Annotated in this window: 22 protein-coding genes; 11 read left to right on the plus strand and 11 right to left on the minus strand. The window is 68.1% G+C overall.

Translation table 11 applies throughout. From position 1 onward, the window contains the following. The first annotated feature begins 26 nt into the window (after positions 1-26). On the plus strand, positions 27-629 hold the full coding sequence (locus A7B20_RS08495; protein ID WP_102108141.1) for a histidine phosphotransferase family protein: 603 nt from the start codon (positions 27-29) through the stop codon (positions 627-629). On the opposite strand, the gene A7B20_RS08500 is transcribed toward A7B20_RS08495, so the two are convergent. From A7B20_RS08500 to A7B20_RS08530, 7 genes are all read right to left on the minus strand, one after another. Then, complete coding sequence (locus A7B20_RS08500) at positions 619-1,884, minus strand: glutamate-5-semialdehyde dehydrogenase (RefSeq protein WP_102108142.1); 1,266 nt, start codon at positions 1,882-1,884, stop codon at positions 619-621. The two genes, A7B20_RS08495 and A7B20_RS08500, sit on opposite strands and share 11 nt — an antisense overlap. 59 nt (positions 1,885-1,943) lie before the next feature. Next, positions 1,944-3,050, minus strand: coding sequence for a glutamate 5-kinase (gene proB, locus A7B20_RS08505; protein WP_102108143.1), 1,107 nt, complete (start codon positions 3,048-3,050; stop codon positions 1,944-1,946). After that, positions 3,038-4,075, minus strand: a complete 1,038-nt coding sequence (obgE, locus tag A7B20_RS08510; protein WP_102108144.1) for a GTPase ObgE — start codon at positions 4,073-4,075, stop codon at positions 3,038-3,040. Before obgE ends, proB begins: the two co-directional genes overlap by 13 nt. 58 nt (positions 4,076-4,133) lie before the next feature. Then, entirely contained in the window at positions 4,134-5,153 is a 1,020-nt protein-coding gene (locus tag A7B20_RS08515; protein ID WP_172960980.1) for a GNAT family N-acetyltransferase, read from the minus strand. A gap of 25 nt (positions 5,154-5,178) precedes the next feature. Beyond that, positions 5,179-5,718 (minus strand): GNAT family N-acetyltransferase, encoded by a 540-nt coding sequence (locus A7B20_RS08520; RefSeq protein ID WP_102108146.1) that lies wholly within the window; start codon positions 5,716-5,718, stop codon positions 5,179-5,181. A gap of 283 nt (positions 5,719-6,001) precedes the next feature. After that, positions 6,002-6,271, minus strand: coding sequence for a 50S ribosomal protein L27 (gene rpmA / locus A7B20_RS08525; protein WP_102108147.1), 270 nt, complete (start codon positions 6,269-6,271; stop codon positions 6,002-6,004). 6 nt (positions 6,272-6,277) lie between these two features. Continuing rightward, positions 6,278-7,006, minus strand: a complete 729-nt coding sequence (locus A7B20_RS08530) for a 50S ribosomal protein L21 (protein WP_102108148.1) — start codon at positions 7,004-7,006, stop codon at positions 6,278-6,280. Between the two features lie 340 nt (positions 7,007-7,346). Here A7B20_RS08530 and A7B20_RS08535 point away from each other — a divergent pair, with 340 nt between their 5' ends. The 4 genes from A7B20_RS08535 (at position 7,347) to typA (ending at position 12,321) form a co-directional block, all read left to right on the plus strand. Continuing rightward, positions 7,347-8,561 carry an NADP-dependent isocitrate dehydrogenase gene (locus A7B20_RS08535; RefSeq protein ID WP_102108149.1) on the plus strand — a complete coding sequence of 405 codons (1,215 nt, stop codon included), beginning with the start codon at positions 7,347-7,349 and terminating at the stop codon, positions 8,559-8,561. Positions 8,562-9,466: 905 nt separating this feature from the next. Further along, positions 9,467-10,078, plus strand: coding sequence for a YitT family protein (locus tag A7B20_RS08540; protein ID WP_102108150.1), 612 nt, complete (start codon positions 9,467-9,469; stop codon positions 10,076-10,078). 18 nt (positions 10,079-10,096) lie between these two features. After that, positions 10,097-10,432, plus strand: coding sequence for a DMT family transporter (locus tag A7B20_RS08545; RefSeq protein WP_172960981.1), 336 nt, complete (start codon positions 10,097-10,099; stop codon positions 10,430-10,432). Positions 10,433-10,500: 68 nt separating this feature from the next. Further along, positions 10,501-12,321 carry a translational GTPase TypA gene (typA, locus tag A7B20_RS08550; protein WP_102108151.1) on the plus strand — a complete coding sequence of 607 codons (1,821 nt, stop codon included), beginning with the start codon at positions 10,501-10,503 and terminating at the stop codon, positions 12,319-12,321. Between the two features lie 264 nt (positions 12,322-12,585). Here the strand turns inward: typA and A7B20_RS08555 are convergent, their stop codons facing one another. Next, complete coding sequence (locus A7B20_RS08555) at positions 12,586-13,275, minus strand: helix-turn-helix transcriptional regulator (protein ID WP_102108152.1); 690 nt, start codon at positions 13,273-13,275, stop codon at positions 12,586-12,588. A gap of 272 nt (positions 13,276-13,547) precedes the next feature. Here A7B20_RS08555 and A7B20_RS08560 point away from each other — a divergent pair, with 272 nt between their 5' ends. The 4 genes from A7B20_RS08560 to A7B20_RS08575 are packed head-to-tail and all read left to right on the plus strand — an operon-like array spanning position 13,548 to position 16,070. After that, entirely contained in the window at positions 13,548-13,787 is a 240-nt protein-coding gene (locus A7B20_RS08560) for a twin-arginine translocase TatA/TatE family subunit (RefSeq protein WP_102108153.1), read from the plus strand. A gap of 23 nt (positions 13,788-13,810) precedes the next feature. Then, a complete protein-coding gene (gene tatB, locus A7B20_RS08565; protein ID WP_102108154.1) occupies positions 13,811-14,305 on the plus strand; it encodes a Sec-independent protein translocase protein TatB in 495 nt (164 codons plus the stop codon). Continuing rightward, positions 14,302-15,231 carry a twin-arginine translocase subunit TatC gene (tatC, locus tag A7B20_RS08570; protein ID WP_102108155.1) on the plus strand — a complete coding sequence of 310 codons (930 nt, stop codon included), beginning with the start codon at positions 14,302-14,304 and terminating at the stop codon, positions 15,229-15,231. Before tatB ends, tatC begins: the two co-directional genes overlap by 4 nt. Next, positions 15,228-16,070, plus strand: coding sequence for an ATP-binding protein (locus A7B20_RS08575; protein WP_102108156.1), 843 nt, complete (start codon positions 15,228-15,230; stop codon positions 16,068-16,070). The genes tatC and A7B20_RS08575 overlap by 4 nt, the downstream gene beginning before the upstream one ends. A gap of 174 nt (positions 16,071-16,244) precedes the next feature. Here the strand turns inward: A7B20_RS08575 and A7B20_RS08580 are convergent, their stop codons facing one another. Further along, positions 16,245-17,336, minus strand: a complete 1,092-nt coding sequence (locus A7B20_RS08580) for an ABC transporter ATP-binding protein (protein ID WP_245866730.1) — start codon at positions 17,334-17,336, stop codon at positions 16,245-16,247. Positions 17,337-17,421: 85 nt separating this feature from the next. Beyond that, positions 17,422-18,201, minus strand: coding sequence for an SDR family oxidoreductase (locus A7B20_RS08585; RefSeq protein WP_102108158.1), 780 nt, complete (start codon positions 18,199-18,201; stop codon positions 17,422-17,424). Between the two features lie 290 nt (positions 18,202-18,491). Between A7B20_RS08585 and A7B20_RS08590 the strand changes: the two genes are divergently transcribed. Next, a complete protein-coding gene (locus tag A7B20_RS08590; RefSeq protein WP_245866733.1) occupies positions 18,492-19,511 on the plus strand; it encodes a Hint domain-containing protein in 1,020 nt (339 codons plus the stop codon). Positions 19,512-19,526: 15 nt separating this feature from the next. On the opposite strand, the gene A7B20_RS08595 is transcribed toward A7B20_RS08590, so the two are convergent. Next, positions 19,527-19,898 (minus strand): nuclear transport factor 2 family protein, encoded by a 372-nt coding sequence (locus A7B20_RS08595; RefSeq protein ID WP_102108159.1) that lies wholly within the window; start codon positions 19,896-19,898, stop codon positions 19,527-19,529. A 170-nt stretch (positions 19,899-20,068) separates the two neighbouring features. Between A7B20_RS08595 and A7B20_RS08600 the strand changes: the two genes are divergently transcribed. After that, a complete protein-coding gene (locus A7B20_RS08600; RefSeq protein WP_102108160.1) occupies positions 20,069-21,676 on the plus strand; it encodes a peptide chain release factor 3 in 1,608 nt (535 codons plus the stop codon). Positions 21,677-21,839: the final 163 nt, after the last annotated feature.

A 21,839-nucleotide genomic window follows, 5' to 3' on the forward strand; every position in this document is an offset into this window, starting at 1 on the left:
TCGGCCTTTCCGGTCGGGCGGGCGCCATGACGGCAACAACGAAGGATCTCGAGGCGCTGCTCGGCTCGCGCATCTGTCACGACCTGATAAGCCCCCTCGGCGCCATTGCCAACGGGCTTGAGCTTCTGGGGATGACGGAACTCCGGCACAGCCCGGAATATGCCCTGATCGCGCAGAGCGTGGCCCATGCCAACGCCCGCGTCCGCTTCTTCCGCGTCGCCTTCGGCGTCGCCGGGCACGAGCAGCAGATCGGCGCGCCGGAGATCCGCGACCTGCTCGAAGGACTCGCGGCGGACGGGCGGCTTGCCTACCGCTGGCTGCCCGAGGAACCGCTGGCGCGGCCGCAGGTGAAGCTCGCCTTCCTGCTGCTCCAGTGTCTGGAAACGGCGCTGCCCTGGGGCGGGGAGATCGTGATCGAGGGCGACGGGCAAACCCTGACCCTCGGCGCACGGGCCGCGCGGATCAGGGCGCTGGACGGGCTCTGGGATCATTTCGACACCCCCGGCGTGCCGCCGGAGGTCGAGGCGTCGCTGGTCCACTTCCCTCTCGCCGCCCGCGCGGCCGCCGAGCTTGGCCGCCCCGTCCGGCGCGACGAGACTCCCGAGGGGGCGCCGTCGCTCAGCTTCTGACGGCGCCGCCGCCGCGCACCAGGTACTTGAAACTCGTCAGCTGCTCGGCCCCGACGGGGCCGCGGGCGTGCATCTTGCCGGTGGCGATACCGATCTCGGCCCCCATCCCGAACTCCCCGCCATCGGCGAACTGGGTCGAGGCGTTGTGCATCAGGATCGCCGAGTCGAGCCGCTGGAAGAACCGCGCCACCGCCTCGGGATCCTCGGTGATGATGCAGTCGGTGTGGTTCGAGCCGTAGCGCCGGATGTGGGCGATCGCGCCGTCGATGTCGTCGACCACCCGCGCGGCGATCACCATGTCGAGAAACTCGCGTCCCCAGTCCTCGTCCGTGGCGGCGACGGTGCCCTCGATGGCACGCAGCGTCGCGTCGGCCCGCACCTCGACCCCGGCGTTAAGCAGCGCGCGGATCACGCCCTGGCCCACGGTGTCCACGGCATCGCGGTGGATCAGCAGGCATTCGGCGGCGCCGCAGATGCCGGTGCGCCGGGTCTTGGCGTTCAGCACCACCTTCAGCGCCGTCTCGGGATCGGCGGCGCGGTCGAGGTAGACGTGCACGATGCCTTCCAGATGGGCGAATACAGGCACCCGCGCCTCGCGCTGGACCAGCCCGACAAGGCCCTTGCCGCCACGCGGCACGATCACGTCGATGGTGCCGGTCATGCCCAGCATCTCCGACACCGCCGCGCGGTCCCGCGTCGGAACCAGCTGGATCGCGTCGCCGGGCAGGCCCGCCGCCTCGAGCCCCTTCCGAAGGCAGCCATGGATCGCCTGCGAGGAATGGAAACTCTCCGATCCGCCCCGCAGGATCACCGCGTTGCCGGCCTTGAGGCACAGCGCACCGGCATCGGCGGTGACGTTCGGCCGGCTCTCGTAGATCACGCCGACGACGCCGAGCGGCGTCCTGACCCGCTGGATCCGCAGTCCGTTCGGCTGCTCCCACTCGGCGATCACGGCGCCCACGGGGTCGGCCTGCGCCGCGACCGCGCGCAGGCTTTCGGCAATGGCCCCGACGCGCGCCGCATCAAGCGTCAGGCGGTCCACCATCGCCGCCGACAGCCCCTTCTCGCGGCCGTACTCCAGATCCCTGCGGTTGGCCTCGACGATTTGGGGAACCGAGGCCTCGATCGCACCGGCGGCGGCGATCAGCGCGGCGCTCTTCGTTTCGGCGGGGGCGAAGGCCAGTTCGGCAGCGGCCGCCCTCGCGCGGGCGCCGATCTCGGCCATGAGGGCGGGAATGTCGGTCAGATCCTTCATCGTCGTTCCTTCGGAGGGGACAGCGAACGTGTGCATTCATAGCAGGAAACAAACGGGAGTCAGAGCACCATGTCGTCCCGGTGGACCAGCGCGGCGCGCCCCGGATAGCCGAGGATCGTCTCGATCTCGCGGGTGTGGCGGCCCATCAGCAGCCGCGCCTCGGCGGCGGTATAGCGGGTCAGGCCGATGCCCATGGGATGTCCGGCGGCATCGTTCAATGATACCGGATCGCCGCGCCCGAAGCTGCCGGTGACGCGGTGGACACCCGCGGGCAGCAGCGACTTGCCCGCCAGCAACGCCCGCGCCGCGCCCTCGTCGCAGCACAGCGCGCCCTTCGGCTTCATCGCGCCGATCCAGCGCTTGCGCGCCGTCTGCGGGTCGTCGAGCGGCTGGAACCATGTCGCGGCGGCGCCGGTGTCGAGCGCGGCAAGCGGATGGGCGGGCCGGCCATCGGTGATCGCCATGGCGCAGCCGCCCTGCGTCGCGGTGCGCGCGGCCATCAGCTTGGTCTTCATCCCGCCCTTGGACAGGCCCGAGCCCGCGTCGCCGGCCATCGCCTCGATCTCGGGCGTGATCCGGTCGATGACGTCGAAGCGGATCGCGTCGGGGTCGCTCTGGGGATTGGCGGAATAGAAGCCGTCGACGTCCGACAGCAGCACCAGCTGGTCCGCGCCCACCGTGACGGCGATCTGCGCGGCAAGCCGGTCGTTGTCGCCGAACCGGATCTCGTCCGTCGCCACGGTGTCGTTCTCGTTGACGATGGGGATGACGTTCAGCGTCAGAAGCTGCTCCAGCGTCGCGCGCGCGTTCAGATAGCGGCGGCGGTCGGCAGTGTCCTCCAGCGTCACCAGCACCTGCGCGGTGACGAGGCCGTGGGGGGCCAGCGCCTCTTCGTAGGCACGGGCGAGGCGGATCTGGCCGACGGCGGCGGCCGCCTGCGACTGCTCCAGCGCCAGCGCCCCGTGACCGAGGCCCAGCACCCCGCGCCCGAGCGCGATGGAGCCGGAAGAGACGAGGATCACCTGGGTGCCGCGGGACGCGGTCTGCGCCACGTCCCCGGCCAGCGCATGGAGCCAGTCGCCCCGGAAGGCGCCGGTGTCGCGGTCGACCAGCAGGGCCGAGCCGATCTTGACGACCAGCCGTCGGGCCGCGCTCAGGGACGCCACTTTTCCACCGTGTCCGCGGCCTTGCGCTCGCGCAGGCGGTTGCTGTCGATCCGGGCGCGGAGCGCGCGGAGCACGTCCTGCAAGCCCTCGCCGCTGACACCGGACATCGCCATCACCGGCCCCTCGGCGACGGCCTGAAGTGCCGCCAGCTTCTCGGCCCGCTCGTCCTCGTCCAGCGCGTCGATCTTGTTCAGCACCGTGACCCGCGGCTTCTCGGCCAGGCCTTCGCCATAGGCCTCGAGCTCGGCGATGATGGTCTCGCAATCGCCCGCCACGTCCTCGGCGGTGCCGTCGATCAGGTGCAGAAGCACGGCGCAGCGCTCCACATGGCCGAGGAACAGGGTGCCAAGGCCCCTGCCCTCGGACGCGCCCTCGATCAGGCCGGGAATATCGGCGATGACGAACTCGGTGTTGTCCACCCCGACCACGCCGAGGTTCGGCGCGAGCGTCGTGAACGGATAGTCGGCGACCTTGGGCCGCGCGTTCGAGGTGGCGGCAAGGAAGGTGGACTTCCCGGCGTTCGGCAGCCCCAGAAGCCCCGCGTCGGCGATCAGCTTCAGACGCAGCCAGAGCGTGCGCTCGACCCCCTCCTGCCCCGGGTTGGCGCGGCGCGGGGCCTGGTTGGTGGCGGACTTGAAGTGCAGGTTGCCCCAGCCGCCGTTGCCACCCTGGGCCAGCACGACGCGCTGTCCGACCTCGGTCAGGTCGGCGATCACCGTCTCCTCGTCCTCGTCCAGGATCTCCGTCCCCACGGGGACACGCAGGATCACGTCCTCGCCGGACTTGCCGGTCATCTGGCGGCCCATCCCGTGCTGGCCGCTCTTGGCGAAGAAATGCTGCTGGTAGCGGAAGTCGATCAGGGTGTTCAGCCCCTCGACCGCCTCGGCGATCACGTCGCCGCCGCGCCCGCCGTCGCCGCCGTCGGGGCCGCCGAACTCGATGAACTTCTCGCGCCGGAAGCTGATGCAGCCCGCGCCGCCGCCGCCGGAGCGGACGTAGACCTTGCAGAGATCGAGGAACTTCATCGGATCGGGCTTTCTGAGGGGCAGGATGGGCAGGCGATAAAGGGTTTTGCGTCCGGTCTCAAGGGCGGGCCGGTGCCGGGGCCTGCAAGTGCCAGACCGCCGTTTCCTGAACCCCCTGCCGCGCCGCCGAGACGCTGCTGCCCCGCCCGACCGGAACGAAGCCCGCCCGCGCCAGCACAGCCCCCGCCGAGGGGATATCGGCAAAGGGCGCGGCCCAGACCTGCGTGACGGCGAAGCGCGGCAGGACGTCGGCAAGGAAGGCCTCCAGCGCCTCGGTGGCGAAGCCGCGGCCCTGGCTTTCGGGCTCGACGAACAGCTCGCACAGGGCGCCCTGCCCCTCGGGGGCTTCGAACAGGCCCACCGTGCCGATCAGGCGGCGGCGGCGGCAGATGGCGGCGCGGAAGCCGGGGCGGCCGCGGAACCTTGCCCGGTCGAGCCAGAGCCGCGCCGCCTCCTCGCCCCAGGGCACCTTCACGTCCGACAGGCCCCGCGCGACGCGAGGATCGCCCGCGATCCGCATCAGCGCCTTCAGGTCGCCGTCGCGCAGCTCCCTGAGGGTCAGACGCTCGGTCGCCAGCGCATAGCGCCGCCGCGCCGTCCAGGTGGCGCGGTCGAGCTCCATCAGGCGCGAGGTCACGGCCTGCGACATCGCCCGCGCCTGCACCTCGCGGCTGCCGACATAGCGGAAGCCCTGCTTCGCCAGCACCCGGGCCGAGCGGTCGTTGCCCTCGAAGTGGCTGGCGTGCAGCACCTGCACCCGGCGCGGCGCGAAGCAGGCGTCGACGACCGCATCCAGCGCCTCGGTGAGATAGCCCTTGCCCCAGGCCCCGCGCGCCAGCCAGTAGCCGAGGGCGCCGTTGTGGCTGACGACGCCCTGCAATCCCCTGCCGTCGCAGATCGCCCAGGCGACGCCGGGTGCTGCGTGTTCGCTGGCCAGGAAGGCCCGCGCGTCGGCGGCGTGGTAGGGATAGGGCACCACGGATAGCCACTTGGCCACCTCGTAGTTGCCGACGCCCGCGGTGATCGCGGGCACGTCGCCGCCGTTCAGCGGCCGCAGAAGCAGGCGCGCGGTGCGCAAGGTCTCCTGCACCCGCGCCATGGCGTCAGGCGAGCTTCAGCGCATAGGTCCAGGTGCGCACCGTGGTGCCGCGGCCGACGCAATAGGTCTCGGCATCGCCGAGATAGGCGAAGCCGGCGTTGGTCAGCACCCGGGCCGAGGCCGGGTTGTCCTGGAAGACCGAGCCGAACAGCGTGCAGACGTCCTGCGGGCGCGCCGCGATCACGGCGTTGACCGCCTCCGACGCAAGGCCGCTGTTCCAGTAGGCGGGCGCGATCCAGTACCGGATCTCGGACTGGTGGCGGTCCATCCGCGTCAGGCTGAGCACGCCCAGCACCTCGGGCATCCCGGAGGCGGTGCCGTCGAGCACCCAGTCGTCCTCGGTCCGCTCGGGGCTGAGGGCGCGGGCAATGAAGGCTTCGGTCGCGCCCGGCGGCAGCGGATGGGGAATCGAGCGCGAGGAATGGGCCACCCGCTGGTCGCCCATGTAGAGGCCCAGCAGGCCGGCATCCGAACGCCGCGGCGCACGCATCACGAATCGCCCGGCCGTGATCGTCGGCTGTGCAGTGACCTGATCGAACTTCATCTCGCTCCTCCTCCCCCCGCGGCGGTCCGGCTTCGCTGCCGATGCCCGTGGCGGGGTCTCACCCTGGCAATGACTTCCGCGGACCAGCCCTAGACGGGACCGCAAAGAATCTCCCCTCTCGGCCCGCCGCGAAAAATCGCTGCGGCGTGCCTGCCGGAACAGATGGCAACGGGATCACGCACCTGCAAGTCCCGCGTCCTGTCCGGCAGGATCCCGTGGCGCGGAACGAAAAGGGGGACCGGCTGTGCCGATCCCCCGTTCGTTCTGAACCTTCGGGTCCGGCTTACTCGGCCGCCTCCGCCACCGGGAGGACCGAAATGAAGGTGCGCTGCTTCAGCCCCTTGCGGAACGTCACCTGACCCTCGACGGTCGCGAAGATGGTGTGGTCCTTGCCAAGGCCGACGCCCTCGCCCGGCCACCACTTGGTGCCGCGCTGGCGGGCGATGATGTTGCCCGGGATCACGGCTTCGCCGCCGAACTTCTTGATGCCGAGACGACGGCCGGCGCTGTCGCGACCGTTGCGGGACGAACCGCCTGCTTTCTTGTGTGCCATCTGGTGTTACTCCTTCTCGGCTGCGAGCGTCTTGGCCTGGTCCAGCCAGCCGTCACGCTCGATGCGGCCCTTGAACGAGAGCTTCTCGTCCATGTAGGCGATTTCCTCGGGGCTCCACGCGGCGATCTGGTCGTAGTGGAACACGCCGTTCTCGTGCAGCAGGCCTTCAAGCTTCGGTCCGACGCCGGAGATCTTCTTCAGGTCGTCGGCCTTGCCGTCGCGGGCCTCGGTCAGCAGGTTCGCGGGGCGGGTGCCCACCTCTTCCGCGGCCTCTGCCTTCGGCGCCTTCGCGGCCTTCGGCTTGGCGGCCTTCGGGGTGCGGTCCTGCTCGGGCTTGGCGGGCTTGTTCTTCGCGGGGCTCATCGCGGCCAGCGCGGCGGCCGACAGCGAACCGGTGCCGATCGCGGCCTTCACGCCGGTGTCGCCCGCGCCCGATTCAAGGATGTCGCCGATGCGGACCAGGGTGAGCTTCTGGCGGTGGCCCTTGGTGCGCTGCGACGAATGCTTCCGGCGCCGCTTGACGTAGTGGATCAGCTTCTCGCCCTTGATCTGGTCGATCACTTCCGCCTGGACGCCCGCGCCTTCCACGAAGGGGGTGCCGACGGTGCCGTTGACCATCAGGATCTCGTTGAACTGGATCTTCTCGCCGGCTTCGGCCGCAAGACGCTCCAGACGCAGCACATCGCCGCTCTGGACCTTGTATTGCTTGCCGCCGGTTTTCATAACCGCGAACATTCGCTTGTCCTTCTCTCTCCGCGCCCTGTGGCCCCCGTCGCCGGGTGTTCGTGCGGACCGCGTCGGCCCCCGCCTCGGACAGCGCGCCCCCGGTGGGGCGACATTGCTGAAAACGCCGGTCCGGGACATGCCCGGCCGGAGTGCGGGCTTATGTCCCGGATTCTGCGCCAAGTCAAGCGACGGGCAGCGCCGCGGCGCCCGGTTTCACGACGATATATAAGGCAACCCGCAGGCCGGGTGCGGAAAGCCGCGGCAGCGCGACTGTATACCTTGGCATACCCTTCCCCCCGCCGGGCGATTGCGCTACACGGGCGCCCATCATCCAACCGCGGAGGACTGCATGTCGAAGATCAAAGTCGAAAACCCTGTCGTCGAGCTCGACGGCGACGAGATGACCCGGATCATCTGGGACTTCATCAAGAAGAAGCTGATCCTGCCCTATCTCGACGTCGACCTGAAATACTACGACCTCGGCATGGAGAGCCGCGACGCCACCGACGACCAGATCACGGTCGACGCGGCCAACGCGATCAAGCAGTACGGCGTCGGCGTCAAGTGCGCGACCATCACCCCGGACGAGGCCCGGGTCGAGGAGTTCGGGCTGAAGCAGATGTGGCGCTCGCCGAACGGGACGATCCGCAACATCCTCGGCGGCGTGATCTTCCGCCAGCCGATCATCTGCAAGAACGTCCCCCGCCTGGTGCCGGGCTGGACCAAGCCCATCGTCGTCGGCCGCCACGCCTTCGGCGACCAGTACCGCGCGACCGACTTCAAGTTCCCCGGCAAGGGGAAGCTCACGATCAAGTTCGTCGGCGAGGACGGCACCGAGATCGAGAAGGAAGTGTTCGACGCCCCCGGTTCCGGCGTGACCATGGCGATGTACAACCTCGACGAGTCGATCATCGACTTCGCCCGCGCCTCGATGAACTACGGCCTGTCGCTGGGCTGGCCGGTGTACTTGTCGACCAAGAACACGATCCTGAAGCAGTACGACGGCCGCTTCCTGGAGCTGTTCCAGAAGGTCTACGAGGAGGAGTTCGCCGACAAGTTCAAGAAGGCGGGCATCACCTATGAACACCGCCTGATCGACGACATGGTCGCCTGCGCCATGAAGTGGAACGGCGGCTATGTCTGGGCCTGCAAGAACTACGACGGCGACGTGCAGTCCGACACCGTGGCCCAGGGCTTCGGCTCGCTCGGGCTGATGACCTCGGTGCTGATGACGCCCGACGGCAAGACGGTCGAGGCCGAGGCCGCCCACGGCACCGTCACCCGCCACTACCGCCAGCACCAGAAGGGCGAGGCGACGTCGACCAACTCCATCGCCTCGATCTACGCCTGGACCGGCGGGCTGAAGCACCGCGCCAAGCTGGACAACAATGCGGCGCTGATGACCTTCGCCGAGACGCTGGAGAAGGTGACGGTCGACACGGTGGAATCCGGTCACATGACCAAGGACCTCGCCCTGCTCGTCGGGCCGAACCAGAAGTGGCTGACCACCCAGGGCTTCCTCGACAAGGTCGATGAAAACCTGAACAAGGCGCTTGCCCTTTAAGGCGAGTGCGCCCGGAAGAACATCGGGGGCCCCGCCGGGGCCCCCTTCTGTTTCCGCCGCCGGGTGCCCGTGCGATTGAGATAATTCAGGAAACGATACTAAATCCGTTGAAGGATCAATGTAATTAATCTGGACCGATTAAATATCTTGACGCCGGTCATTGCCACCTCAAGAAAACCGAATCACCAATTGCGTCGGATTGCCCAAATTTCCGAAGAAGTCCTGAATATTGAGCCATCTAACTTTTAGGCTAGGATATTTGATCGACAATCACGCCGAAGGATCGGCCATTGTCTTCCCATCGACCGTCAATGCGACCGGGCAATCGGATCGCGCAAGAATATCGGGAATATTTTCTTGAAATTCGCCGGGCAGTTTGCCTTAATACACCTAGGGTTGCAGAGGGAGTTAACTGTGCTGTTTCTTACAACAATGGCCGCCGTGGCCGCGCTGGATTTCCTGATCTTCAAGAACTGGCGTTCGGACGACGACAACTGAGGGTTGTTTCCCGCACCTGACAAGGCAGCGACGCGGCATGTCGCGGCGAGGCGAACCGGCCCTGGCCCCGACGACATGACCAGGATGCAGAGACCATAGGATCGTCCTTCGAAGTCTCTCCATCTCATTCCCCGATCACCCCCGAAAAGAGCAAAATGGCGGCGCAACCGAGGATTGTCGACGCAATCGCGGCGTAATTGCCTCAATTTCGTCGCATTATTCGGACCCGCTTGCCTTTATCCGTGCTTCCTGCCCAGATAATGACGCAATTTGGGAAATCGGGACGCAGGAATGATCTTTCTCCTTTCCATGGCCGCCATCGCCGCAGTCGATTTCGCGCTGTACGGCAGCGCCGGCTGAGCGATTTCCATCTGGACAGGTCAACCCCCCTGCCCTAACTGCCGGGCATGACCCAGTCCTCCGCCCCCGTGAAGCACACGCTGATCGAAGACGTCCAAGGCCTGTCCCTTGGCATCTTCCTCTGCGGGCTCGGGGTGCATGTCCTGACCAGCGTCGGACTGATCACCGGGCAGACCGCCGGTCTTGCCGTGATCCTGTCCTATCTCACCGGCTGGTCCTTCGGCGCCGTGTTCTTCGTCATCAACATCCCCTTCTACGCCCTCGCCTACCGCCGCCTCGGCCCCGCCTTCACGATCAAGTCGGCGATCTCGGTCACGCTCCTCTCCCTCGTGACCGAGTTCCTGCCCGCCCACTTCGTCATCGCCGAGCTCGACCGCCCCCTTGGCGCCGTCATCTTCGGCAGCCTCGTCGGCCTCGGGCTGCTCGCGATGTTCCGCCACAACGGGTCGCTCGGCGGGCTCGGGGTCGTCGCGCTGCTGGTGCAGGACGGCACGGGGTTCAAGGCGGGCTATGTGCAGCTGATCGCCGACGCCTGCATCTTCACGGCCGCGCTGTTCCTGTTTCCCCTTCCCGTCGTCCTCTACTCCCTGATAGGGGCTGTGGTGCTGAACATGATCATCGCCTTCAACCACCGCCGCGACCGCTACATCGCGACCTGATCCTTCGCGAGGGACGCCATGCCGATCCACTATGTCTATCTCTGCCTCGCCATCCTGGCCGAGACGGTGGGCACGACCGCTCTCCAGGCGTCTCAGCAGTTCACGCGGCTCTGGCCCTCGGTCATCGTCGTCGTCGCCTATGCGCTGTCCTTCTGGCTGATGGCGCTGGCGCTGAAGGTCATGCCGGTCGGCATCGTCTATGCGATCTGGTCGGGGCTCGGCATCGTGTTCATCGCCGCCATCGGCTTCGTCCTCTTCGGCCAGCGGCTGGATGCGCCCGCCCTCCTCGGCATGGCGCTGATCATCGCGGGCATCCTCGTGATCCACCTCTTCTCCGGCACCACGCCCCACTGACGCGTTTCGTGCTGGCCTTTTCTGCGACTGCACGGTAAGGCCCCCCGACTCCGAAAAAGGCAGACCCCATGGACCTTCGCAACATCGCGATCATCGCCCACGTCGACCACGGCAAGACCACCCTCGTGGACGAGCTTCTGAAACAGTCCGGCGCCTTCCGGGCCAACCAGGCCGTGGCGGAACGCGCGATGGATTCCAACGACCTCGAGCGCGAGCGCGGCATCACCATCCTCGCCAAGTGCACCTCGCTCGAATGGAAGGGCAAGCGCATCAACATCGTCGACACCCCCGGCCACGCCGATTTCGGCGGCGAGGTCGAGCGGATCCTGTCCATGGTCGACGGCGTCGTGCTGCTGGTGGACGCCGCCGAGGGCCCGATGCCGCAGACGAAGTTCGTGACGTCGAAGGCGCTGGCCCTGGGCCTGCGCCCCATCGTGGTGCTGAACAAGGTCGACAAGCCCGACGCCGAGCCCGACCGGGCGCTGAACGAGGTATTCGACCTCTTCGCCAACCTGGAAGCCGACGACGACCAGCTCGACTTCCCGCACCTCTATGCCTCGGGACGTTCCGGATGGTGCGATGCCGAGCTCGACGGGCCGCGGAAGAACCTCGATGCGCTGTTCAACCTCATCGTCCGCCACGTCCCCCCGCCGCGCCAGGTCAAGCACCAGGACGAGCCCTTCTCGATGCTGGCCACCACGCTGTCGGCCGATCCCTTCGTCGGCCGCATCCTCACGGGCCGGGTCGAGACCGGCAGGCTCAAGGTCGGCGCGACGGTGCAGGCGCTGACCCGCCACGGCCAGAAGATCGAACAGTTCCGCGTCACGAAGATCTCGGCCTTCCGCGGCCTCGCCCCGCAGGACATCGAGGAAGCCCAGGCCGGCGACATCGTCAGCCTCGCCGGGATGTCGAAGGCCACCGTGGCCGACACGATCTGCGCCCTCGCCGTCGAGGAGCCGCTCCAGGCCAAGCCGATCGACCCGCCGACCATCACCGTGACCTTCGGCATCAACGACAGCCCGCTGGCCGGCAAGGACGGCAAGAAGGTGCAGTCCCGCGTGATCCGCGAGCGGCTGCTGAAGGAGGCGGAATCCAACGTCGCCATCCGCGTCACCGACACGCCGGGCGGCGAGGCCTTCGAGGTCGCGGGCCGGGGCGAGCTGCAGATGGGCGTGCTGATCGAGAACATGCGCCGCGAGGGCTTCGAGCTGTCGATCTCGCGCCCGCAGGTGCTGCTCCGGGACATCGACGGCGTGACCCACGAGCCGATCGAGGAAGCCACCATCGACGTCGACGACGAATACTCGGGCGCGGTTATCGAGAAGATCACCGGCACGCGGAAGGGCGAGCTGGTCGAGATGAAGCCGGCGGGCGCGGGCAAGACCCGGATCATCGCCCACGTGCCCTCGCGCGGGCTCATCGGCTATCACGGCGAGTTCCTGACCGACACCCGCGGCACCGGCGTGCTGAACCGCGTCTTCCGTTCCTGGGCGCCCCACAAGGGCCCGATCCCGGGGCGGCGGCAGGGCGTGCTGATCTCGATGGAGAACGGCGTCTCGGTGGCCTATGCGCTGTGGAAACTGGAAGACCGCGGCAAGTTCTTCATCGGCGCGCAGGAGCCGGTCTATACCGGCATGATCATCGGCGAGCACTCCCGCGACAACGATCTGGAAGTGAACCCGCTGAAGGGCAAGCAGCTGACCAACGTCCGCGCCTCCGGAACGGACGAGGCGGTGCGCCTGACCACGCCGGTCACGCTGACGCTGGAACAGGCCATCGCCTATATCGACGACGACGAGCTGGTCGAGGTCACGCCGAACGCGATCCGCCTCCGCAAGCGCTTCCTCGACCCCCACGAGCGCAAGCGCCACGCCAAGGCCGCCGTCTGACACGTCGCGCCGCGGGCAGGACGGGGACCGGTTTCCTTGAGGAAACCGGACCATTTTCCTTCAGGAAAATGGCCCCCCGCCCGGCGCGGCGGACCGCCACGCCCCGAACGCCACGCCAGGAACCGCGCGGGCGCCGGTTTCCTCGAGGAAACCGGATCATTTTCCTCAAGGAAAATGATGCCCCGCTGCGGGACCGGTGGCGTGGACGGAGAGGGCGGGATGCCTCCGGCGGAGTATTTTTCGCAAAGAAGAAGCAGGAAACCGTCAGGAGTCCGGAGCCGCGGCGAGGCGGTTCTGGTAGTCGATCAGGGTCTTGCCCTGCTCTTCCACGAAGAGTTCCGGCAGCACCTGCAGCGTGGTGATCCGGTCGACCCGGAACACCCGGAAATCCTTCCTGAGCTCGCACCAGGCCGTCACCGTCCACACCCGCCCCCAGTATTCCAGCTGCAGCGGCCGGATGCTGCGCGCGGTCTCGGCGCCTTCGAGATCGGTGTAGGAGATCCTGACCTTCTGGCGCGCCCGGATCGCCGCGCGCAGCTTCGGCATGTGGGCGAAGCCGTGGGCGGCGTCGGCGAAGGGGTAGACGGCGAAGCCCCAGCCCGTCGGCGGCGCGCTGCGGTCCTCGGGCAGCACCGCGTCGATCTTGGCCGAAAGCCCGGCCGCGGCCCGCGCGAGTTCCATATCTCCCGCCTCGCCCACCACGGCGAGGCCGAGATGCAGCGCCTCGAGCTCGGTCAGGGTCAGGTTCAGCGGCGGCAGCGTCACCGGTGCCGTCATCTGGTAGCCGAGCCCCCTCTCCCCCTGCACCGGCACGCCCGAGGCCATCAGCGTCTCCATGTCGCGGTAGATCGTCCTGAGCGACACCCCGAGCTTCGCCGAAAGTCCCTGCGCACGGTGCACCCGGCCGTCCCTCAGGATCCGGATCAGCTCGAACAGGCGGTCGGTGCGGCGCATGGGGAGAGGGTGGAACGCCGCACGCGGCCACGTCAAGCCGTCAAGGCAGCCCGCCGCGCGCGCCGATTCGCGCGGTCTGCGCCCGTATGGCCCCGCACAACTGCCATTATCCCGTCAGTTGCCAATCCGGTGTCGCAAAACCCGTTCACAGACCCGTTGCAGCGGCGAAATCCGGGGGTTTCGCGCTTTTCAGTCCCGCGCCGCTGGCATAGGAAGAGAGCCGTCCATCGGCACGCGCGCCCGCGCGGCCCCCGCATCAACGGAGCGACCCCATGTTGAACAATATCGGCCTCCCCGGCCTTCTGCTGATCGCCGTCGTCGTGCTGGTCCTGTTCGGCCGCGGCAAGATCTCGTCCCTCATGGGCGAGGTCGGCAAGGGCATCACCGCCTTCAAGAAGGGCGTGAGCGACGGCACCAAGGAACTGGAGGACGGCTCGGACAGCGTCGAGCACCGCCAGGCCCGCGACGAGATGCCCGCCCCGGCCGTCCACACGGACAAGGAAAAGTCCTGAGCCATCCGGCAGGAGCCTGAGCGATGTTCGACATCGGCTGGACCGAACTCATGGTGATCGGCGTCGTGGCGCTGATCGTGGTGGGCCCGAAGGACCTGCCCGGGATGTTCCGCACCCTCGGCCGCTTCACCGGCAAGATGAAGGGCATGGCGCGGGAGTTCCAGCGCGCCATGGAGGATGCCGCGCGCGATACCGGCGTCGACGACGTGGCGAAGGATCTGCGGAAGGCCACGTCGTCCAAGTCTCTGGGCCTCGACGCGCTGAACAGCGCCGCCGACAAGTTCGAGAAGTGGCAGCCCGGCATCGCGCCGAAGACCGGCCAGCGCACCGGCGACAAGCCCCAGCCGAAGACCTATTCGGGTCCGGCAACCGAGAAGCTTGCCGCCGACCGCGCGGCCCAGGGCGAGGCGCGCCGCGCCGCCGCCTCCGAGCCGGGCACCGCGCGCCCCGCGGGCGAGCAGGGTCCGGTCCCCGATCCGAACGCGCCCGACACGACCGCGCCGAAGGGTGACGCATGAGCCAGCACGACGAGCTCGAGGATACCGGCGCGCCGCTGATCGAGCACCTGGCCGAGCTTCGGACCCGCCTGATCCGCTCGGTCATCGCCTTCATCGTCGGCATCGTCCTGGCCTTCGCCGTGGCCGAGCCGATCCTGCAGTTCCTGCTGCACCCGATCGAGGAGACCCTGCGCAACCTCGGCGATCCCGCGCCGACGCTGCAATACACCTCGCCGCAGGAATACCTGTTCACGCTGTTCCGAATCTCGATGGTCTTCGGCTTCATGCTGGCCTTCCCGGTGATCGGCTACCAGATGTGGCGGTTCGTGGCGCCCGGTCTCTACCGCACCGAGAAGTCGGCCTTCCTGCCGTTCCTCATCGCCTCGCCCGCGATGTTCCTGATCGGCGCCGCCTTCGCGCAGTTCGTGGTCACGCCGCTGGCGATGAAGTTCTTCCTCGGCTTCGCGGACGTGAGCTCGATCTTCACAGCGATCCTGAAGAACGCCGTCTCGTCCGACCTGCCCGGCAATGCCGCCGTGGCGGTGCCGCCGGTCGAGGAAGGCGTGCGCATCACCTTCTTCGGCAAGGTGAACGAGTCGCTCGACATCACGCTGAAGTTCATCCTGGCCTTCGGGCTGTGCTTCCAGCTGCCCGTGCTGCTGACGCTGATGGGCAAGGCGGGGCTGGTCTCGTCCCGCGGGCTTGCCGGGGTGCGCAAGTATGCCGTCGTCGGCATCCTCGTGCTGGCGGCCGTCGTGACCCCGCCCGACGTGGTGACCCAGCTGATCCTCTTCACCGTGGTCTACGGCCTCTACGAGATCTCGATCCAGCTGGTGAAGCGCGTCGAGAAGCGGCGCACCGAGGAGCTGCGCGCCGAAGGCGTGCTGGGCGAGGACGAGGAGCTTTGGGACGATCTGGAAGACGGCGAGGACGAGCCCAAGGCATGACCAAGAAGACCCTGCGTCGCATCGCCGAGGCGCTGGAGCGCATGTCGCCCCCGCCCCTCGCCGCCCCCGACTTCGCCGCGGCCGAGGCCTTCGTCTGGCATGTCGCGCCCGACCGGCTGGTGCCGGTGTCGAAGGTGAACCGGGTGGACCTGCCGTTGCTCGTCGGCATCAACCGCTCGCGCGACACGCTCCTGGCGAACACCCTGCAGTTCGCGAAGGGCCTGCCCGCCAACAACGCGCTGCTCTGGGGCGCACGGGGCATGGGCAAGTCGAGCCTCGTGAAGGCGATCCATGCCGAGATCGTGGCGCAGGGCCTTCCGCTGAAGATTGTCGAGGTCCAGCGCGAGGACCTGCCCAGCATCTCGCGCCTGCTCGGCCTCCTGCGGGCCGCGCCGTTCCGCTTCGTGCTGTTCTGCGACGACCTGAGCTTCTCCCACGACGACGAGCACTACAAGTCGCTGAAGGCGGTGCTCGATGGCGGGATCGAGGGGCGGCCGGACAACGTGGTTTTCTACGCCACCTCCAACCGCCGCCACCTGATGCCCCGCGACATGATCGAGAACGAACGATCCTCGGCCATCTCGCCTTCCGAGGCGACCGAGGAGAAGGTCTCGCTCTCGGACCGCTTCGGCCTGTGGCTGGGCTTCCACCCCTGCACCCAGGACGAGTACCTTGCCATGATCCGCGGCTATTGCGACGCCCACGGGGTCGAGATCGACGCCGGCACCCTGCGCGCCGAGGCGATCGAGTGGCAGGCGACGCGGGGCGGACGCTCGGGGCGCGTGGCCTGGCAGTACTTCACCGACCTTGCAGGGCGGCGGGGCGTCGCGCTCGACTGAGGCGTTTTGCCGAAATAACTTTTGGTGCCTCCGGCGGGGATATTTGGAAAGCAAAGATGACGGGGGTCGGCGCTCCCATCCCTGGTCGTTCGGGCTCCGCCCGTCCGAAGGGGAAACGATCCGCCGGATCGTTTCTTTACCCCTTCGAACTCCCCGCCGGAGGCTCCCGCCCTCTCAGGCCGCGCTGCGTCTTGGGAACACGAAACACCGTTCCCGCCGGATCATCAGCCAGAGCGGCGTACCCTTCTTCGGCAGGAACACCGAGGGCACGGTCGCCGTCATCAGCGACCCGTCGTAGTCCAGCCGGAACTCCACCAGGCTTTCCTTGCCGATGAAGCGCGCCCGTTCCACCGTGGCGCGGGCCGGCGTACCGTCGACCGCCGTGGGCAGAGGGCCCCGGCCGCCGCGGTCGAAGTCGATGCGGACGTGCTGGGGGCGGATCACGATGTCGACCGGCGTGCCGTCGGCCACGCCGGGCGCCAGGAACTGCCCGAAGGCGGTTTCCGTCAGCGCGCCCTGCACCACGCCCTCGATCACGTTGATGTCGCTGAAGAAGGCCGCCGCGGCCTTGTCCACCGGCGCGTTGTAGATGTTGTAGGGCGCGCCCTGCTGGACGATCCGCCCGCCGCGCATCAGCGCGATCTCGTCGGCCATGCGCATCGCCTCTTCCGGCTCGTGGGTGACGAGCAGAACCGCCGTCCCCTCCTCCTTCAGGATCAACAGCGTGTCGTCGCGGATGCCGTCGCGAAGCCGGTTGTCGAGGCCCGAGAACGGCTCGTCCATCAGCATCACCTTGGGCCGGGGCGCCAGCGCGCGGGCCAGCGCGACCCGCTGCTGCTCGCCCCCCGACAGCTCGTGCGGATAGGCGTCGATGTAGCGGCCGAGCGCCACCCGTTCCAGCAGTTCCTCGACCCGGGCCCGCTGCGCGGCCTTCGGCCCCTTCAGCCCGAAGGCGACGTTGCCCGCCACCGTGAGGTGCGGAAACAGCGCGAAGTCCTGGAACATGAGCCCGACCGAGCGCCCCTCGGGCGGCACCCGCGTGACCGTGTCGCAGACCAGCCGCCCGTCGACCCAGATGCGCCCCGAGTCCTGCATGTCGACGCCCGCGATGATCCGCAGCGTCGTCGACTTGCCGCAGCCCGAGGGGCCGAGCAGGCAGGTCACCTGCCCCGGCATCACCGACAGCGACACGTCGTCCACCACCCGGCGGCCCGAGAAGCTGCGGGTGATGTTCTCGATCTTCAGGCGGGGGGTGACGTCCTTCACCGGGGCCTCCGGACAAACCCGAGCGTTTGCGTCGGGCAAGCCGGAGGTAGCAGCAGGGCCGCCGGGCTTCAACCCCGCCGCAGTCTCAGAGAGTCGCGTTGATCGCCCCGCCATCCAGCAGGATGTTCTGCCCCACGATGAACCCGGCATGCTGCGAACAGAGGAAGGCGCAGGCCTGCCCGAACTCCGCTGCCGTGCCGTAGCGGCGGGCGGGCACCGTCGCCGCACGCTCGGCCCGCGCCTCCTCCATCGAGATGCCGCGCGCCTTCACCACCGCCTCGTCCAGGGCGGTGGCGCGGTCGGTGTCGTGGATGCCGGGCAGCAGGTTGTTGATCGTCACGCCATGGGGCGCCACCTGCCGCGCGGTCCCGGCAACATAGCCCGTCAGCCCGGTCCTTGCCGCGTTCGACAGGCCCAGCACCGCGATCGGCGCCTTCACGGACATCGAGGTGATGTTGACCACCCGGCCCCAGCCCGCCTCCATCATCCCCGGAAGCGCCGCCTTCATCAGCGCGATGGGGGTCAGCATGTTGGCGTCGAGCGCCTTGATGAAGTCCTCCCTCTCCCAGTCGCTCCACATCCCCGGGGGCGGCCCGCCGGCATTGGTGACGAGGATCGCGATCCCCCGCGCCTTCTCCAGCACGGCGCGCTGTCCGTCCGGCGTGGTGACGTCGCAGGCCACCGTCTCGACCGTGACGCCGAAATCCGCCCGGATCGCCGCTGCGGCTGCTTCCAGCGCTTCGGCACCGCGCGCGTTCATCACCAGATCGCACCCCGCCTCGGCCAGGGCGCGCGCGCAGCCCAGTCCCAGCCCCTTCGAGGACGCCGTGACCAGCGCCCGACGTCCCGCAATCCCCAGATCCATTCCCGTCCCCTCCGTTTTCGGTGCGGCCCAGCTTGGGACGGCGCCCGCAGCCGCGCAAGGGGGCGCGGCGGCGTCACGATTCGGCGTGCCGCGCCTTGTGGGCAACAATCGCGCCCGGGACGGGGGATAGATCGGGCCAGCGGGACAATCGTGATCGGGAGCGCGACGAAACTGCCGTGCAATTGACCGATCTGCAGCACGCTCTTAACGTCCGGACGCTAGGGTGAGGCGGCAGGACGCGACCGGCAGGCAGCCGGCAGTGCGTCGGTTTCCGGTGGACGGGCGGTGTGATGCAGGGTGGCAGCGACATGCAGGGCGAACCGGCACAAAGCCTGCCGGTGTTCCATGCCACCCAGTTCACCGCCATCGACGGCGCGAACCTCGGCGATCCGGTGAGCTTCTTCGACGAGTTGAACCTTGGCGACGTCTACATGCTGTCGCGCACCGCGCGGCGTCGGCGCCTTTCCGTGACGCCCCGCAAGGACGGCCGCTGGCTGTCGGTCGCCGCGGGAACGGAGTGCGCCCGCCCCGGCGCGGCGCTGCACCTCGACTGCTGCGCCACTCTGATGTCGCCCGACGGCACCACGCTTGAGGCGCTGATCCTGGTCGAGCTCGATCCCGAGGAGCGGGCCGTCGCCGACATCTGGCTGTTCCCGATGGCCAAGCTGAAGCCCAAGACCGGCTACGCGCTGGTCGCAGTGGACCGTGCCGCTGCCCGTGCCCGCTTTGCCGAGGCCGCCTGCGTGTCCTTCACCCGCGGCACCCGCATCACCCTCGCCTCGGGCAGGATGGTCCCGATCGAGGAGCTGGAGGTCGGACAGGCGGTGCTGACCCGCGATCACGGGCCGCAGAAGATCCGCTGGATCGGCCAGCAGACGGTGCGCGCCCTCGGGGCCTTCGCGCCCATCCGTATCGCCGCCGGTGCGCTCCGGAACGAGGCGGACCTGATCGTCAGCCCCAACCACCGGCTGTTCATCTACCAGCGGCGCGACGCGCTGAAGGCGGGCCGCGCCGAGGTGCTGATCAAGGCGAAGTACCTTCTGAACGACGACACGGTGACCCGCACCGCGGGCGGCTTCGTGGACTACTTCCAGCTGCTCTTCGACCGCCACGAGATCATCTATGCCGAGGGCATCGCGGCCGAGTCGCTGATGGTCGACACCCGCACCCGCCCCGTCCTGCCCTCCGAGATGCAGGCGGGACTGGCCATCCACGGCGACCATGCCGCCCTGCCGGGCCACGACCTGACCGTCGACCGCGAAGCCGCGCCGCGGATGGTCGACCTGCTGCGCAGCGCCACCCGCGCCTGAGACGCGGCGCCCGGTTCAGCCGCCGGTATAGAAGAACTCCTCCCGCACGATCTTGCCATCGGCGACGTGATAAATGCCGACCTCGCGCATCCGGGTCCGCTGACCGGTCTGCTTCATGGTGCTGTCGGCGTCGAAGATCACCGCGAACCGGTCGTCGCCGTGCAGGTACGGGCCGTCCGCCGTCATCTCGTGCACCTCGAAATTCTCGTTCCACCAGGCGTGCTTGCCGCGTATGGCGTCGAGCCCGGCGCTCACCCGGTCCTGTCCCGGGGGTGCGCCGGCCTCCACCGAGACCGCGTCGTCGGCGTAGAGCCGCCCGAGGTTCTCCTCCTCGCGGTGCGTGCGGCAGCCTTCCACCAGAGCTTCGGCAATGTCCTTCAGTTCCATCTCCGATTCCTTTCCGATGTTCACCCAATGTTCCAAGGATACGCCCGTTTCGCAAAGCTGGGAAGCCGGGAAATCGGGCCCGGCCGAAGACAGCGCGACGATCCCGCAAAACCGCCGCGGGGCGGGACAGCCCGATTGCGCATGGCACCGCCCGCCGCTATATCCGCGCAATGCTAGACCGCGCCTCAAATGCCCCCGCCCTGCCGCCGGAGATCGCCCGGCGCCGGACCTTCGCCATCATCTCGCACCCCGATGCGGGCAAGACGACGCTGACCGAGAAGTTCCTGCTGTTCGGCGGCGCGATCCAGATGGCCGGCCAGGTCCGCGCCAAGGGCGAGGCGCGCCGCACGCGGTCGGACTTCATGCAGATGGAAAAGGACCGGGGCATCTCGGTCTCGGCCTCGGCCATGTCCTTCGATTTCAAGGAGTTCCGCTTCAACCTCGTCGACACGCCGGGCCACTCGGATTTCTCAGAGGACACCTATCGCACGCTGACGGCCGTCGACTGCGCGGTGATGGTGATCGACGGCGCGAAGGGCGTGGAAAGCCAGACCCAGAAGCTGTTCGAGGTCTGCCGCCTGCGCGACCTGCCGATCCTGACCTTCTGCAACAAGATGGACCGCGAAAGCCGCGACGTCTTCGAGATCATCGACGAGATCCAGGAAAACCTCGCCATCGACGTGACCCCGGCAAGCTGGCCCATCGGGATCGGGCGCGATTTCCTCGGCTGCTACGACATGCTGCACAACCGGCTGGAGCTGATGGACCGCGCCGACCGCAACCGCGTCGCGGAGTCCATCAGGATCGACGGGCTGGACGACCCGAAGCTGGCGCAGCACGTGCCCGCGGCCCTGCTCGACAAGCTGAAGGAAGACATCGAGATGGCGCGCGAGCTGCTGCCGCCCTTCGACCGGCAGGCGCTGCTCGACGGGACGCTGACGCCGATCTGGTTCGGCTCCGCGATCAATTCCTTCGGTGTGAAGGAGCTGATGGACGGCATCGGCGAATTCGGCCCCGAGCCGCAGCCGCAACGCGCCGAGCCGCGGCAGATTTCCCCCGACGAGACAAAGGTTTCGGGCTTCGTCTTCAAGGTGCAGGCCAACATGGACCCGAAGCACCGCGACCGCGTCGCCTTCGTCCGCCTCGCTTCGGGGCATTTCCAGCGCGGCATGAAGCTGACCCATGTCCGTTCGAAGAAACCGATGGCGATCAGCAATCCCGTGCTGTTCCTCGCCTCCGACCGCGAACTGGCCGAGGAGGCCTGGGCCGGCGACATCATCGGCATCCCGAACCACGGACAGCTCCGCATCGGCGACACCCTGACCGAGGGCGAGAGCATCCGCGTCTCGGGCATCCCTTCCTTCGCGCCGGAACTGCTCCAGAACTGCCGCGCGGGCGACCCCATGAAGGCCAAGCACCTCGACAAGGCGCTGTCGCAATTCGCCGAGGAAGGCGCGGCCAAGGTGTTCAAGCCGATGCTCGGCTCGGGCTTCATCGTCGGCGTCGTCGGTGCCCTCCAGTTCGAGGTGCTGGCGAGCCGGATCGAGCTGGAATACGGCCTGCCCGTCCGCTTCGAACCCTCGCAGTTCACCTCGGCCCGCTGGGTGTCGGGCAAGCGGGACGCTGTGGACAAGTTTGTGAATGCAAACAAGGGCCACATCGCCCACGACAACGACGGCGACATCGTCTATCTCACGCGGTTGCAGTGGGACATCGACCGGATCGGGCGCGATTATCCCGACGTCACCCTGACCGCGACGAAGGAAATGCTGGTCTGACAGCGGCTTCCCCGTCAAAGCTCAGGAAAAACATGCGCTTGGGCGCGGTCCGATGCAACCCGATGGACACTGTGGCGTTGACCCCGGCGGCGCTTTGCAGTAGCCACGGGCGCAGCGTGCTATCCATGTGGATAAGACTGGCCATCCGGGCCGCCGCACCCTC

Source organism: Oceaniglobus roseus (assembly GCF_002869745.1).
GTDB lineage: Bacteria > Pseudomonadota > Alphaproteobacteria > Rhodobacterales > Rhodobacteraceae > Oceaniglobus > Oceaniglobus roseus.